We start from the raw sequence: 14,247 nt of genomic DNA, 5'->3' as shown, positions 1-14,247 counted from the left end.
TTTCGCCTCAACCAAGCCTCCCCCATTGTTTGAAGACACCATGCCCTTACGACTTATATGGCTACTTATCTGCTGGGTGAGCATCGCGCCTCAGACGGCAGCGGCCCAAGCCCCGCTATTGCCCAATACTCTGTACAGCGCGGTGCGTCTCGATCACCGCGAGCTGGTACTTGAACAAGAGGACTGGCACTGGCTGCGTCAAAAGTCGGAGTTGAAAATCGGCGTGGTCGTACAAGAGTCGCCCCCCTTCAATGTCGACTACAACGACAGTCACTACGAAGGCATTACGGCGGACGTCAGTTCATTGATCGGGCAGATGCTCGGAGTCGGCATCGCGGTGGTTCCCTTCGCCACCCGCGAACAGGCCCTACAGGCGCTGCAGGCCTCCTCGATCGACTTGATGGGCAGCTACAACGGCCCCGGGCAATCCAGCGATGCGCTCAGGTTCACCCAACCGTTCGCCGATGGGCGGCTGGCCTTGTTCAAGCGCAACGACGAGTTGCGCCAGTCCCCGGCAAACCTGGCCGGGCTGCGAGTCTCCGTGGTCAAGGAACACAGCGACGAAGCGCAGTCGCGCTTTCCTCGTGCCCACCTGATGATCTATCCCACCCACAACGAAGCCCTGGCCGCTGCTGCATTCGGTCACGCCGACATGTACCTGGACGATGTACTCAGCGCCTACTTCCAGATCAATCGCTCTTACTACGGTTTTCTCAAATTCGAGCGCTTCGTTGACCTGGCGACGGGTGGCTATGGCTATGCGATCAACAAGGACAACGCCCGTCTTCAGCGCATCCTTGACCGCAGCATCGAGGCCATCGGCAAGGAAAAACTGAACAATCTGAGTCAGCGCTGGGTTGGCAGCGGTTTCGTGCCCACCGGCGAAAAGATTGTGCTGACCCCAGAAGAATCACGCTGGATCGAGCGTCACCCGGTGATACGCCTGATCATCAACGATGACCTGGCCCCCGCGGCATTCTTCGACGCCAACGGGGTGTTCTCCGGAGTCGCGGCCGAACTGCTGGAGATCATCTCGCAGCGCACCGGCCTGCATTTCCAGGTGACGGTGCGCAACGGCAGCTATCCGCAACAGATTGAAGCCATGAGCAACGGCGAGGCGGACATGGCCATCATGACGGCCAGCCCGCAACGCGAGGACAAGCTACGTTTCACCCGGCCCTTCTTGACCAGTCCCTTTGTCCTGATCACCCCCAGCGGCATGCAGGACCAGGTGCTGACAGCAGAGGATCTGGCAGGCAAGCGTATTGCCGTGCCATCAGGTCACGTGACCCTGCAACATCTGCGCGACCTCTATCCGCGCACACAACTGATCGAGGCCAGTGCTTCCCTGGATGCCATGAACAAGGTCTATGACGGCAGCGCCGATGCCGCCGTGGTGTCGTTGCCGGCCGCTCGCTACTACATTGTCCGCCTGTTTCACAATCGCCTGAGCATCGCCGACCTGATCCACACCAATCGGGCAACCGCCAGCTTTGCCCTGCGCCGCAGCGACTCGGAGCTGCAGTCCATACTCGACAAGGCCCTGCTCAGTCTTCCGGCGGACGATCTGAACGCCATCGCCAACCACTGGCGCTCACCACCGGGCATGAGTGGCGAAACCTGGCGCGACTATGCGCTGCTGATCGCCGAAATCATCGCCGCCGCGGCACTCCTGCTGGTGCTGACCCTGACCTGGGCCTTCTATCTGCGACGTCGGGTCAAGGCCGAGAAAACCCTGAACGACCAGTTGCGCTTCATCGAGGCCCTGGCCGAAAACATGCCTCCGGTTCTCTACATACGTGACATGGACGGCAACATGCTCTCGTGCAACCGCAGCTACCTGCAGAGTGTCGGCCTGAGCGCCGACCAGGTTCTGCTCAAATCCGTGCAACAGCTGCCCGAGGAGCATTTCTCGGCCCAGTCCGACCTGCATCACAGCTACCTGCAAGCGGTGCGCGACGGCCAGACCATCAGCTCGGTGTACCAGGTCAAGTTGCAGGGCAAGGAGGTCTGGATCGATCACTGGATCCAACCCTTCCAGGACAGCAATGGCGTCACCAAAGGCGTTATCTGCGGCTGGCTGGACATCACCAAGCATCGCCATCTGGTCCAGGAGTTGAAAGAGGCGAAGAACCTGGCCGACCAGGCCAGTCGCACCAAGACCACGTTCCTGGCCACCATGAGTCATGAAATCCGCACCCCCATGAACGCGATCATCGGCATTCTGGAACTGGCGCTCAAACGGGCCGACAGCGACCGGATTGAGCGCTCCAGCATCGAAATTGCCTACAGCTCGGCCAAGAGCCTGCTGGACCTGATCGGCGATATTCTCGACATCGCCCGCATCGAGTCGGGGCGCCTGAGCCTTTCACCCAAACGCGCCAACCTGCGCGAGCTGGTGGAATCAACAGCCCGAGTGTTCGAAGGCCTGGCGCGACAGAAATGCCTGAGCCTGATCCTCGAAATCGACTCCAGCATCAATTGCGATGTGCTGGTAGACGGCATGCGCTTCAAGCAAATTCTTTCCAACCTGTTGAGCAACGCCATCAAGTTCACCGAGGCCGGTTTCATCAAGGTGAGCATCACCGGCGATCTGCTGGAGCAGTCGTTGCTGCAGGTCAAACTGCGGGTCGAAGACTCGGGAATAGGCATCTCTGCGAGCAACCAGCAGCGCCTGTTCCAACCTTTTGCCCAGGTCGAGCGCAATGTGCTCAATACCGAAGGCACCGGCCTGGGGCTGGTGATCTGTCGCTCCCTGTGCGAAATGATGGGCGGCACTGTGACGATGAACAGCACCCTGGGCCAGGGCACCCAGGTGGAAGTGGATCTTCGCCTTCAAGCGCTGGAGCGCCTGGCCGCCGCCGAACCTGTGCCTAACCTTCAGCGACGACAGATGTACCGCCTGCAGATTCTGGTGGTGGACGATCACCCGGTGAACCGTCAGGTCCTGGGACAGCAACTGGCGTTTCTCGGGCACGACGTAATCGAAGCGAAGAATGGACAGGAGGCACTCAAGCTCTGGCGCGAGCACGCCTTTGACCTGATCATCACCGACTGCCACATGCCCGTCATGAACGGTGCCGAACTGGCCCGCTCGATTCGTCAGGATGAACGCGACAGCCACCACGAACCGATCGTGATCATCGGCCTGACCGCCGACGCCCAGCCCGAGGAAGTGGAGCGTTGCATCCAGGCCGGAATGAATGACTGCCTGATCAAGCCCATCAGCCTGGATGAACTGGAATCGCGCCTGTTGGCCCTGGGCCAGGTCGAGGAAGAGGAACGCGCCCCCCTGCCGCCCGAAGAACGCGTCAGCAGCCAATCCCCACAGGTATTCGACCTGGAGTCCCTGCATACCCTGGTGGGCAGCGAGCCGACCATGCTGCAACACATCCTCAGTGAACTGCTCAGCAACAATCGCACCGACCTGCAGACCCTGGAGACACTGCTCCGCGACCAAGCAACAGCGGAGCTGTCCGAGTTGGCGCATCACATCAAGGGGGCTGCGCGAGTCGTCAAGGGCGAGCAACTGGTGGAGAGCTGCCGGCAATTGGAAGATGCCTGTCAGAGCCCCGACCTGAACATGCCCCTGGTGAGCGACTGTGTTGAGCAGGTTAAACAGGCCATCGTGACCCTTGAACAGCAGCTGCTTGAGCAGTACGACAGATCGGCACCACTTGCCGGGTGATATCGAGGAGAACGCACGGACTGCCCCGCTTCAGCGGGGCCAAGGTGATTTTCAAAGGCGCTGAACGGTGCTGACCGCGCCAGTGAGTCGACCGCTGCAATGGCAGCAGGCTCGGCCGGCTTGGTGGCCAGGTTTGACTCATTGATCGCGGATTACAAGATGCCCGGTAGCCCCTCAAGAACATAAGCCGCCCCCACTATTGTCCAACCTGCATTGTGTATTAGTCCGGGGTTGTGTTTTGAGCCTTGCGATTAAAACTTCTTATGAACCGATTGCACTATCTTTGTAGTTCTGGCCTAAGTAATGCTGGAGAGATTCTCTCCAGCCATTATTATCTGAGCCCGACAAAAAAACAGAGAATGGCTTAGCTGCGCCCTCCAAGGAATCGATTAAAACTACTAATAAAATCTTTCCTCAGACCCGGCAATATTTTTTTCAGGATCAAAAAGTAAAGATAGATAGGGGTTGGACAATCGCCCTCCTCTTCCCAAACCTCCTCTGTACCATAGCAATAGAGCACACCTCGGATGAAATTTGCAAAATCTTCATCTTCCTTGCGACTTTGCTGCTCCATTTTCCAGAGATCGACAGTGAGCTTCTTTCGAAGTACCTCATCACTTTCGATACGCTCGCGCAAGATGGCCTCTTTCAAGAACGGCACCAACTTCTCCAACTTGCTGGCAGCAATAGTTTTTAATTCACCTCTTTGGATAAGACCCATTAGATAACTAGCGTACTCACGCGTCATCTCGCCATAAGAAACATTCGCATCAAGCAACTGCCCCTCCAGATCATCAAACTCTTTAACTTCTATACTATCAATCATTGTGTGGCTCCATCTTCCATTTCTAGCCTACTCATAACTTGTTTACATGACTTACAGAATGCTTCAAAACGCCATCATTCCTGTGCGTCGTTGATCTGCCACCTTTAGTTAGAGCCTTCAACTCATCGACTGTCTTAACGTTGTATTTTCTCGTAATATTGCTAAGGGCGATTCAGCCCAGCAGCCGGAAGTGGACAACGACCGGCTGCGACACTGCCGTCTCCACTCTCAACCCACGCCCCCCCAAAAAAATACGCCCAAAGGATGGAGATGAAACTCTGGCCCCTCCATGCAGGCACGCGCCGGCCATGGTACGTAAAGCTGCTCTGGATACCGCTGCTGTTTGGGCTGGTCACGCATTGGGACTTCGCGTTGCCAAGGGTGAATGTTCACTACTCCCAAGCCGGCCGGGATGAGCTCAGGTACATCTGGAATGTCCAGGATCGGATTGATAAAGGAGGAATGCTTCCCGGAGGCGGCGCAACCGATCATGGCGTGCTCTTCCCCGACGACGAGTTCTTCATGGAATTTTCCTGGTGGAGCAAGAACACGGGGCGTAATCACTGCATCAGCATCACCCCGCAATGGCCCCATACCCATATCTACCTGAACGCCGACGGCGACATCGACAGGCGAGAAAAGAGCGGAACCGATGTGCAGCGGTTGGCGGAGTGTCGATGGGATCGGGCCAAACCTTAGGTCTCCACTACGGCCAGAGCCCTGTGGTAACCAGCACGACCTCCGCTTCCGGCTTGAGCACACAGCAAAGGTGCTGGTTCGGCAGGCCTGTTGCTGTCGACCGCGCATGACGCACTGCTGCGGGGCTACGCCGATGGCTGGATGCGGGCCGCTCAGCTGGAAGCGTCGTTCAACCGCTGCAGCGCAAGTTGCTCGGCAGCACTGGCTTCGAGCTTGGCACGCTCTTCGTCCAGATACCGATAGATGCTTTGGAAGTTGGCGATTTTCTGTTTGATTTCGGCCATCTTTTTTTCAATGAGCTTGGCGCCCTCGGCACAGTCGATCAGCTTGTTGCGCTGCGCATCGAGAATCTCGCCTATTTCCCCCAGGGAAAACCCCATGCTTTGCGCGCGCTGGATAAAGTCCAGGTCCTGCAGCGTTTGCGCGGTGTAAACACGATAGTTGTTCGTTCGTCGCTGCGGTGCGATCAGGCCGATTTGCTCGTAGTAACGCAGCGTATGGCGGCTGGCGCCGCTGCGGGCCTCGATTTCACCAATTTTCATGAAAACACCACTTGACCATAGAGTTGGGTCGATAGTTTACGCTTGGTTTCTCACCTTCAACAAGGAACAGGGAAATGAGCGTGGAGTGCTTTGTCACCGGGGGTACCGGCTTCATCGGTCAACATTTGCTGGCACACCTGAGTGCAAAAGGTCACACCGTTCGGGTGTTGATGCGTCGCCCGGAGCGACTCGCGGCACTGCGGGAGCAAGTCGACCATTTGGGCGGCTGCGCCTCCCGGGTATTGGCCGTGGCCGGCGATCTGGAACGGGATCAGCTCGGGCTGAGTCCTGCCGACCGAGAAGCGTTGAGGCACGCCAGAGTCGTCTTCCACCTGGGTGCCCACTTCGCCTGGGGGCTTACCTTGGAACAGTCTCGTGCGGTGAACGTGGAAGGAGCCAAGCGCGTGGCGCTGCTGGCGGCTGAGCAAAACAGCCGGTTGGTGATGATCGGCGGCTACATGCTGCAAAATCATGAACACCTGCGACGCATCGGCATCGATCCTCACCATCCGCAGCGGACCGATTGGCCTGCGCTTTACCGGCATGTCGGTGGTTACGAGGCGAGCAAGCTGGAAGCGCATTTTGTGACCCTGGAGACCATGTCCGCCAAGGGCGGAGAGCTGACCGTTGTCCACCCCGCGACAGTATGTGGCCACAGCCGCACGGGGCATATTCTCGACGGCCAGCCGCTGGTGGCGCTGATACGCAACCTGGTGCAGGGAAAGCTCACGGCCGTGCCCGGTACCGCCAGGCACTGGCTGCCATTGGTCACCGTGGACTACCTGGTGGAGCTGATGACGGCGAGTGCTTTTGATCCAGCCATGGCGGGCCAGGAACTGCTGGCGCTGGATGCGCAAACGCCCAACTTGCGAGAAATGTTGGTGCAGGTGGCACAACCTTTGGGCTTGAAGTCTCCCAAGCATCACGTTTCGCTCCGACTGCTGAAGTGGCTACTGAGCATTCCTCCCGTCGCGCGATTCATGAATACCCAACCCGAAGCCTTGGACTTCATCCAGACCACTCGTTTTGATACCGCGGCCGTCGAGCAATTTGCCAGCAGGCATGGCATAGCCAAACCGGATATACGTCAGTCGTTGCAGCACACTGCAACCTTCGTCAACGCTCATTGCCTCGCCAAGGGCCAGGCCGGCTGACTGTCCCTTCGGGGCGACACCGGCTGGAGGAGCTTTCCTCGGCTCAGTGATGGGGGCTGATCGACTGGCGAGCGCAACCAGGGTGCTTGCATTCGGCTCTTGTCGGGGCGTGTGGATCCCGTAGAGGGAGTACTCAGTGCATAATCGCCTGCGGCGTGGAGAGCTCGTTTGCCGGACAGCCCATTGCCTCGGCCATCCACTTGGGCAGGACTTTACCGCGCTGCCCGGAAGTGAACGTCCACCTGATCCAGCCACGTTCTCCAGCCTTGCTTGCGGGCATTTCAAGAAGCTCGACAACCTCCAGCTGGGGGATCGAGCTTATGCCCCGATCACGGCTGGGATGGCTGGGATTTTCGTCCACTCAAACTGTGCGCCGTCGATGCGGGCGGCATTCTATCGAACAACCATTCAGCGACAGGGATCGTCATCGATGCAATCCACTTTCAGCAAAGGCGTCATGTTTGCACTCTGTGCTGCGGCACTGAACGCAACGATCGGTGTACTCAGCAAAGTCCTCATGAATAATGGTTTCACCGCGAGCAGTGTCGCTGTCATCAAGACCCTACTGGGTTGCGTGCTGCTGTCGATCTTGCTGTTTTTCCTCAAGCGCCCGGCGAAATCGAGCCAATGGGTCCAGGCGGCTATCTGCGCCTTCCTTGGCATCTTTGTGCTGTTCCATTTCGAAACCTCCGCCTATCGACACTACGCGGCGGCAGGTGTGGTGGTGGTTCTGATGGCCAGCGCCTCCATTTCCTCGATCATTCTGGGGCGCATTTTTCTCAGGGATCCCATCACCGCGAATGCCACCGTTGGCGCTGCACTGGCCATCGCCGGGATCTCGGTGATATTCGGCGGCGACCTGCAGCAGGGCTTTACCCTGGAAGGTGCGGCGCTTGCCTCCATGGCCGGCTGCGGCTATGGGGCCTTTTCGGTTGCCATGAAGCGCATGGGGGTGTCGGGAGGACTGCATTTCACCCGCCAATTGTTGTTCTTCGGCGGCCTGTACCTGCTGATGCCGGCGGCGGCCGACGGCTTCACGATGGGCGAACTGTCGCCACTGGCGATCGCCGCCCTGCTGGCGCTGGCCACGCTGCCGACAATCCTGGGCTTCTTCTGCACCACCAAGGCCATCGAGTACCTCAAGCCATCCCAAGTGCAAGCGCTGGAGTTGACCGAGCCACTGTTCGCCGCGCTGCTGGCGTTTGTGGCGCTCAATGAAGTTCCCCGTGAAAGCCTGTATGCGGGCGCGGCACTGATCATCCTCGGCCTGTGCTTCTCCAATGAACTGATTCGCTTGGGCAGCAAAGCCTCGGTGCCTTCTGTCGAATGAGCTATTTGCGGGCCCTGATGGCTTTGGCGGTCGGTGACCTTGAACGGATGGGTCGCGGCTTGCCGGATACCCGGTATTTCCTCGAGAAAATGCACCAGGCCACAACTCTTTCTCCATGGCCGGTACACAGAGAAATCAGCAAGCCACCCAAAGAACACAGCAGCAACGCCTGCTAAACTCCCGTCCCCCAACCCACTTGAAGATGACCAAAGACTCTGGTCGCCGATTGAAAGGACTCTCCCATGAACAAGCTGATCCTTAGCCTTTTTGCCTCAACACTGGCCCTGTCCGTTGACGTTGCCCATGCCGCCTCCGTGGCCGAAGTCTTCACCGGCGAGATGCTGGGCACCAATCAGCGGTACTTTGAATCCGTCGCCGGAATCCCTCGAGAGTCCTTCGGCGATGAGCACAGCTTCAAAGTCCAGGGCTGCAACATCACCGCCACCATAGAAGGCGGCAAAGTCAGCAAACTGCGCATGGAACTGACGCCCAAATGCCAGGCCGACCTGACCCAGTTCGTCGACACCTTCGCCCCTGCTCCCGGCAAGCCGCTCACCGTCGGCGCGTTCACCGAATCGTCCGGTGGTGGCCTGAGCTACAGCGCCAGTTGCCTGAGCATGTGCGGCAACGCCGCCGACCCTTCCGTCTATGCCCACTGGGAAGGCCCCCGTGCCATAGGTTTCAGAGAGGTACTGCTGGAGGTGGTCCTGGCCTCGGATCCCGCGCTCGACGCCGCCAACCAGTGGGAAGCGCAGATGCGCAAAGCTGAGGGCGAAGACTACGTGATGGAGACTCGCTTCAACTGCGACCAGAAATACGACGCCGTCGCGCAGAAGGCCTTTGAGAAGGTGCAGGTCAACGCGGTCACCATCGGCACCGGGCTCAAGGCTTCCGGCTGCTAAGATCGACGATAGAGGCAAAACAGCGGGCACCGCGTTTTTTTGCAAGCACCCCGCTCAAGTAAAAAGGCGACGCAGTGCGTCGCCTTTTTTCGTATCAGCACAACTCAGTCGCGGTGACTCAGGATCAACCTGACGTAGCCAATGAATAGCCCACAATAAATATCGGACAGCTTACAGCCAGGGAAAGCTCAGGATGCGTCATTTGATAATTAACAGCTTGGTTGTTATCTGCTTTGCCATGGTGGGCTCCGGCTGCACAACATATACGTCCACGCCGCCAATCAATGAACACCTCGAACCCAAAACAAAAGAAACCATCTCCCACTTCACTTATGAAACCAACTCTCCATGGAAAAACAGTCGTTTAGGAAAGAGCGCATACGAGGCGACGCGAAAAATCATTCCAAATGCACAAGACAATAGTTCAAAGCTCACACCCTCACTCACCCCTGAATTAGAAATAAAAATCTCAGAGTATTCATTCGGAGGAGCTTGCACACAAGATTACTTAACAGGCTTAAGTCTTGGTCTGATTCCTAGCTGGTGTACCAGACCAGGTATACTCACGCTCGACTTCACACTGAATAACAACCACGGCGTTTGCAGACAGAAAACCTACTCAATAAGTGCAACGTCATTTTCACACCTGACAGCAATTCCATTCGCCCTGCTCAGCACCGAGAATCAACCATTAACTATTTATCAGGCTGCGTTAAAAGATTTCCTTCACGAAGGTCAATGTACAACGCGCTAACGAGTTCTGTTCGATCAGGGACTAAGATTTTCATACCAGCAACCAAAACGCACATCATTACAAGCAGTCCTATCACGCACCACTGCAGTACAGCCAACTTCCTTTTAAGCTGAGCAGGAAATTTCTTTAAATCCTCGACACTAACCCCGCCATGCTTAAGGTATATACCTAGAAAAGTAACAATCCCCGATATACCACCTATAAGTAACAACTTCCCCCAAGGCCCTCCGTACCTGAGAGGGGCACGATTCATAACCGCCTAGCAGTTTTTCAGAAGCTCCAATATCTCATCCGTGCGTGTGTATGCCAGATGAAGGCTCACGCCTATCCAGATAACCATCCCGATCAGGACGATGGCGAAGCCAATAACGAATGTGTAACAGGTCACCTCAATCCAATTCATCTGCTGCTCTCATAAATTACTTCCCCCAGCAATTCTCCCCCCTCCCCGGCAATAATGCCTGCGGTGTAAGAACCGGTACCCACCACTATAAGACCGCAAGCGAAAGTAGCGACCCACCCGCTCCCCCTGCGCCAGCCAAAACCAGATGAAATGCCATCAACCACTCACTTAACCCAGCCCATGTATTGACCGACAGACCACAGCAAAAGAAGCCCCCCCAATAGAACTGCACCTGCTCGGTACCAGACCACCAGCTTCCTTCCAAGGCGTCGTGGAAAGTTATTGATATCTTCGATGCTTGCGCCCCCATCACGTATGTACATCGCAGGCCAGGCAATCACTCCAACAACACTCCCCATTAGAAACAGCCTCCCCGCTGGCCCAGCGCGCTTGAGCGAAGCTCTATTCATGATTGCGGGGCAGTTTTTAAGTCGCTCAAGCATCTCATCCATATCGGTATATGCGATATACAAACCAACTCCGAGCCAGACAATTAGCGCGCCAAACTCCGTCAACCCCAGATAGAGGAATATCGTGCGCAATACCTCATTACTCATCGACTGCTCTCATAAACTATCTCTCCCACACCTTCACCCAACGCGCCCCCCAAGCTACCCGCAACCCAAGACCCGACTCCCACCACGCCAAGCCCGCATATCAAAGTCCCTGTTCCAGCACTTGGTACACCCAATGCCAAGCAAATGGGTCCAGCCACCGGTGTCAATAATGTGCCAGCTGTCGCGCCTCCCAACACCGTCCCAATAAAGCTTCCTCCCTCTGTCAATCTCACCCGTTCACAAACCTCAAGATCGCCAGCCGTACACACCTCCTGAACCTTCATGTATGAAGCACCTCCCCCAAGTCCAATCCCCATCCATCCTCCGTACTTCACGTACTTCGCAGCCCTCGCCACCCCCTGCATGTGGGTCGCATACCCCGGTATCTGCCCCGGCGCACCTGCCAGCTTCCAGTGATGCACCAGGCTGCGACTGGAAATCCCCAGCGCCGTTTTCAACTTGGGATGCTCGGGAAAGCCGATCCCCTTGCGGGTAAAGGCAGTCAGCCGAGTATCCAACTGCGACAGCAACCTTTTGCGTTCGGCAAAAAACTCGGCAGAACGCAAGTGCCCATGCCGCTCAAAGGTACGTTTATGTAGGCTCTCGATATCCCGCAGCGAGGCTTTCACGTCCTCCAGGTTCTTGGCGAAGATCGCGGCGCCGACGCCCAGTGCGGTCGATCCCTGGGAGGCAAAGGACTCCAGCAGATCACGATGGCGCGCCAGGAAACTGGCCTCTTCATCGCTCATCGGTTCCAGTGCCGCGTTGACCTTCTCCGCCGCCTCCATCAGCCAGGCCTCCTCACGGGTGCACTGGACGTTGGCCGGATCACTGAGAACGATCAACTGCCCCGGCTTGGCGTAGTCGCCGAGCTGCGGGTTGAGGCGGCGAAACTTTTCCAGCACCGCGCTATCGGGCGTGGCGAAGAGTATGGACTCCAGTGCCGAGCGGGACATGGGCTGCTCGACGATATGAAACCCCGGCTCGACGCCCTCCTGCAGGGCCGCCGTAGAGGCAGCCAACGGGCTGACCAGCGCATTGGCCGCCTGGGCTTTTTCCGTCAGCGCCGGATCGGCCAGCAGCGTGGCCATGCGCGACTCATCCACCGAGCCATCGGCGCGGATGGCGCCCAACGTGGCGAAGTTGACGATGGCGGCGCCCTCGGCAGGCGCGAAAAGCGAGCCGCCGAAGGTATCGCCAGAGCCGCTGACGATGCTGCCGCCATGGCTGGTGAGGCTGCCCACATGGGCCAAGGGCCGGCCATTGACCAGCACAGACGGAAATCCTGTGGTAATCACCGCGCCGCAGCCACAGACATCACCGACCCGGGCCGCGCCCATGCCGTTGATGGTGACGTTGCTGGAAGCGGTAACGATGGGCGTGGTGCCGTGCCCCGGCAATGGGCAGACATGGCTGTCGCCCAGGCGAGAAGAAGCGATCATTTGGCATCCTGCGCTATGAGTGAAAAAGCCTCCCATCCGGGAGACAGGGGACCGTAGCGCAGGAGTTCGGGCAGGGCCTTAAGGAGATTCTCAAAACGCGGTGAGTGGCGCTGAGGGGCGGCTGAGGCAAGATAACGAATCCAGAGCCGAGCCCTTGAAAGTGTCCCCGCAGACCAAGACGCTTGGGTGGCGTAAGACGCAGAAAGCTTGAAGATTAAAGACCCACGAAACCACATTGACCTTCACGAGAGAAAACAGGCACTACATGGAAGACATCTCCGATTTTACCGAAGCCGAATTCATTTCCTTCGTGAAAAACATACGAACCGTCAACAAGAGCGGGACGGACGATGAGCTAGGCAAGTTGCTTGAAAGGTTCAGCAAGCTCGCCGGCCATCCAGATGGCTACGACCTGATTTTCCACCCTGAGCCCGGCGCGGATAACTCCGCCGAGGGGGTGACCAGAGCCGTGAAGGAATGGCGCAAAGCTCAGGGACTGCCGGGACTCAAGAACGGCTGATTGAATTCACCGCCAGAACCTGTAGCGGCTCAACGAGTATCTTCGCCACATTGAAAAATGACGATTAACTCTTTGAAATTGATAGATAAAATCAATTTTTTTGGGCTCTTGAAGTTTTGCTTCTGGCACATACCTAGGTTCTTGCGCGGTGCCGAATGCGGGCCGCGCCTCAAATCACTTGGAGAAACCTCAGGAGATTTTGCAATGGCTACTACCCTTTCGTTGGCCCCACTTTTCCGCCACTCGGTCGGCTTTGACCGTTTCAACGACCTTTTTGAATCGGCGCTTCGCAGTGAGGCCGGTACTTCCTATCCTCCGCACAACGTCGAAAAGCACGGTGATGACCACTACCGGATCGTGATCGCGGTAGCAGGCCTGGCCGAAGAGGATTTGGACATTCAGGTTGAAAAAGGTGTGTTGACCGTCACCGGTGACAAGCGAGAAAGCGACGGAGCTGTCACTTACCTGCATCAAGGTATCGCACAGCGGGCATTCCGGCTGTCGTTCCGCTTGATGGATCACATCGAGGTGGAGGGTGCGAAGCTCACCAACGGTCTGCTGAGCATTGACCTGCTCAGGGTTGTACCGGAGGAAGCGAAGCCTAAACGCATCATGATCGGGGGAGCTGAGGCTGCTGATTCGAAGCCGGTCAGCGAACAGTAACCGGCATGGGGAGGCGCTCTACGGAGCGCCTCTTTTTTTGTCGAGTACCGAGTCCCATCATTATTGCGAGCGCCCCTTTATGAGGGGGCGAATCACCCCCTGCAAGTCCGCCGATACCCTGATGAATGTCTTCAGCCGAAAGGCCCGTTATAGCCCAGGATCAAGGCTGCGCCTCTTGCGGATTTCCCCGATGTGGCACCTGCATGCAACGGGTACGACGGATATACCCCTACGCCGCGCTACAGAGCCGTTGCTTGCACTTTCGCCTCATCCTCGGCACGAAGCCCCGGCAGCCTCAGCACACCGTGCAGGCCCGCCGCCATGCCGACCAGTTTCCCGTAATCCCTAAGCTGCTGATCGACAGCTTCCAGCAACGCCTTTCGCCGTTGCTCGTTGTCTCGCCGCAGGTGACGGACATGGCGTTCGTAAGCACCACTGTCGATCAACGAAGCGAGTACGCTCTGCTCCCAGCGCAGTGAGTGACGGTCGGTCAGCCGCTTGGCTTCGCGGAACACATGAACCAGCTCTCGCGGGAGCACCAGATAACCCAGGCGCAATTGTGGCGAAAGTGCTTTGGAAAAGGTCCCGACATAGATGACCCGCGCCTGCGTATCCATGGACTGCAGTGCATCGATGAGGCGCTGGCCGTAGCGGAACTCGCCGCCGTAATCGTGTTCAATGATCCAGGCATCATGGCGACTCGCCCATTCCAGCAGCTGCAGGCGGCGCGCGACGGGTAACACCGCGCCCATGGGGTCAACACAATG

13 protein-coding genes are annotated in these 14,247 nt (G+C 57.5%); 8 read left to right on the top strand and 5 right to left on the bottom strand.

Features of this window, described 5'->3' with window-relative positions:
* The first annotated feature begins 40 nt into the window (after positions 1-40).
* Positions 41-3,688 carry a transporter substrate-binding domain-containing protein gene (locus PST29_RS12065; RefSeq protein ID WP_060843190.1) on the top strand — a complete coding sequence of 1,216 codons (3,648 nt, stop codon included), beginning with the start codon at positions 41-43 and terminating at the stop codon, positions 3,686-3,688.
* Positions 3,689-4,052: 364 nt separating this feature from the next.
* Here the strand turns inward: PST29_RS12065 and PST29_RS12060 are convergent, their stop codons facing one another.
* The gene (locus PST29_RS12060) at positions 4,053-4,514 is read right to left on the bottom strand and encodes a hypothetical protein (RefSeq protein ID WP_060843189.1); all 462 of its coding nucleotides are present in this window, start codon (positions 4,512-4,514) and stop codon (positions 4,053-4,055) included.
* 270 nt (positions 4,515-4,784) lie between these two features.
* Between PST29_RS12060 and PST29_RS12055 the strand changes: the two genes are divergently transcribed.
* Positions 4,785-5,213 (top strand): hypothetical protein, encoded by a 429-nt coding sequence (locus PST29_RS12055; protein WP_082729224.1) that lies wholly within the window; start codon positions 4,785-4,787, stop codon positions 5,211-5,213.
* Positions 5,214-5,365: 152 nt separating this feature from the next.
* On the opposite strand, the gene PST29_RS12050 is transcribed toward PST29_RS12055, so the two are convergent.
* Positions 5,366-5,755 (bottom strand): MerR family transcriptional regulator, encoded by a 390-nt coding sequence (locus tag PST29_RS12050; protein ID WP_060838676.1) that lies wholly within the window; start codon positions 5,753-5,755, stop codon positions 5,366-5,368.
* Between the two features lie 74 nt (positions 5,756-5,829).
* On the opposite strand from PST29_RS12050, the gene PST29_RS12045 reads away from it, so the two are divergent.
* The 4 genes from PST29_RS12045 to PST29_RS30970 all read left to right on the top strand — a co-directional run bounded on the left by PST29_RS12045 (position 5,830) and on the right by PST29_RS30970 (position 9,895).
* On the top strand, positions 5,830-6,909 hold the full coding sequence (locus tag PST29_RS12045) for an SDR family oxidoreductase (protein ID WP_060843188.1): 1,080 nt from the start codon (positions 5,830-5,832) through the stop codon (positions 6,907-6,909).
* A 430-nt stretch (positions 6,910-7,339) separates the two neighbouring features.
* The gene (locus PST29_RS12040; RefSeq protein ID WP_060843187.1) at positions 7,340-8,239 is read left to right on the top strand and encodes a DMT family transporter; all 900 of its coding nucleotides are present in this window, start codon (positions 7,340-7,342) and stop codon (positions 8,237-8,239) included.
* 242 nt (positions 8,240-8,481) lie between these two features.
* Positions 8,482-9,141: a hypothetical protein gene (locus tag PST29_RS12035; protein WP_060838673.1), complete on the top strand. Its 660-nt coding sequence runs from the start codon at positions 8,482-8,484 to the stop codon at positions 9,139-9,141.
* Between the two features lie 193 nt (positions 9,142-9,334).
* Positions 9,335-9,895, top strand: coding sequence for a hypothetical protein (locus PST29_RS30970; protein WP_082729223.1), 561 nt, complete (start codon positions 9,335-9,337; stop codon positions 9,893-9,895).
* A gap of 567 nt (positions 9,896-10,462) precedes the next feature.
* Here PST29_RS30970 and PST29_RS12025 read toward each other — a convergent pair.
* Both PST29_RS12025 and PST29_RS12020 read right to left on the bottom strand, forming a co-directional pair.
* Positions 10,463-10,855, bottom strand: a complete 393-nt coding sequence (locus PST29_RS12025; RefSeq protein WP_060843186.1) for a hypothetical protein — start codon at positions 10,853-10,855, stop codon at positions 10,463-10,465.
* On the bottom strand, positions 10,852-12,297 hold the full coding sequence (locus PST29_RS12020) for a PAAR domain-containing protein (RefSeq protein ID WP_060843185.1): 1,446 nt from the start codon (positions 12,295-12,297) through the stop codon (positions 10,852-10,854). The genes PST29_RS12025 and PST29_RS12020 overlap by 4 nt, the downstream gene beginning before the upstream one ends.
* A gap of 265 nt (positions 12,298-12,562) precedes the next feature.
* On the opposite strand from PST29_RS12020, the gene PST29_RS12015 reads away from it, so the two are divergent.
* Together PST29_RS12015 and PST29_RS12010 are read left to right on the top strand one after the other, a co-directional pair.
* Positions 12,563-12,817, top strand: a complete 255-nt coding sequence (locus PST29_RS12015) for a bacteriocin immunity protein (RefSeq protein ID WP_060845097.1) — start codon at positions 12,563-12,565, stop codon at positions 12,815-12,817.
* Positions 12,818-13,021: 204 nt separating this feature from the next.
* Positions 13,022-13,480 (top strand): Hsp20 family protein, encoded by a 459-nt coding sequence (locus tag PST29_RS12010; RefSeq protein WP_016968718.1) that lies wholly within the window; start codon positions 13,022-13,024, stop codon positions 13,478-13,480.
* A 239-nt stretch (positions 13,481-13,719) separates the two neighbouring features.
* Here the strand turns inward: PST29_RS12010 and PST29_RS12005 are convergent, their stop codons facing one another.
* A complete protein-coding gene (locus PST29_RS12005; protein ID WP_232513226.1) occupies positions 13,720-14,232 on the bottom strand; it encodes an aminotransferase class I/II-fold pyridoxal phosphate-dependent enzyme in 513 nt (170 codons plus the stop codon).
* Positions 14,233-14,247: the final 15 nt, after the last annotated feature.

The sequence above is a fragment of the Pseudomonas sp. St29 genome (genome assembly GCF_001547915.1).
Lineage (GTDB): Bacteria > Pseudomonadota > Gammaproteobacteria > Pseudomonadales > Pseudomonadaceae > Aquipseudomonas.
Note: the sequence above shows the minus strand (reverse complement) of the source record. Positions and strands in the feature narration are given on the sequence as shown.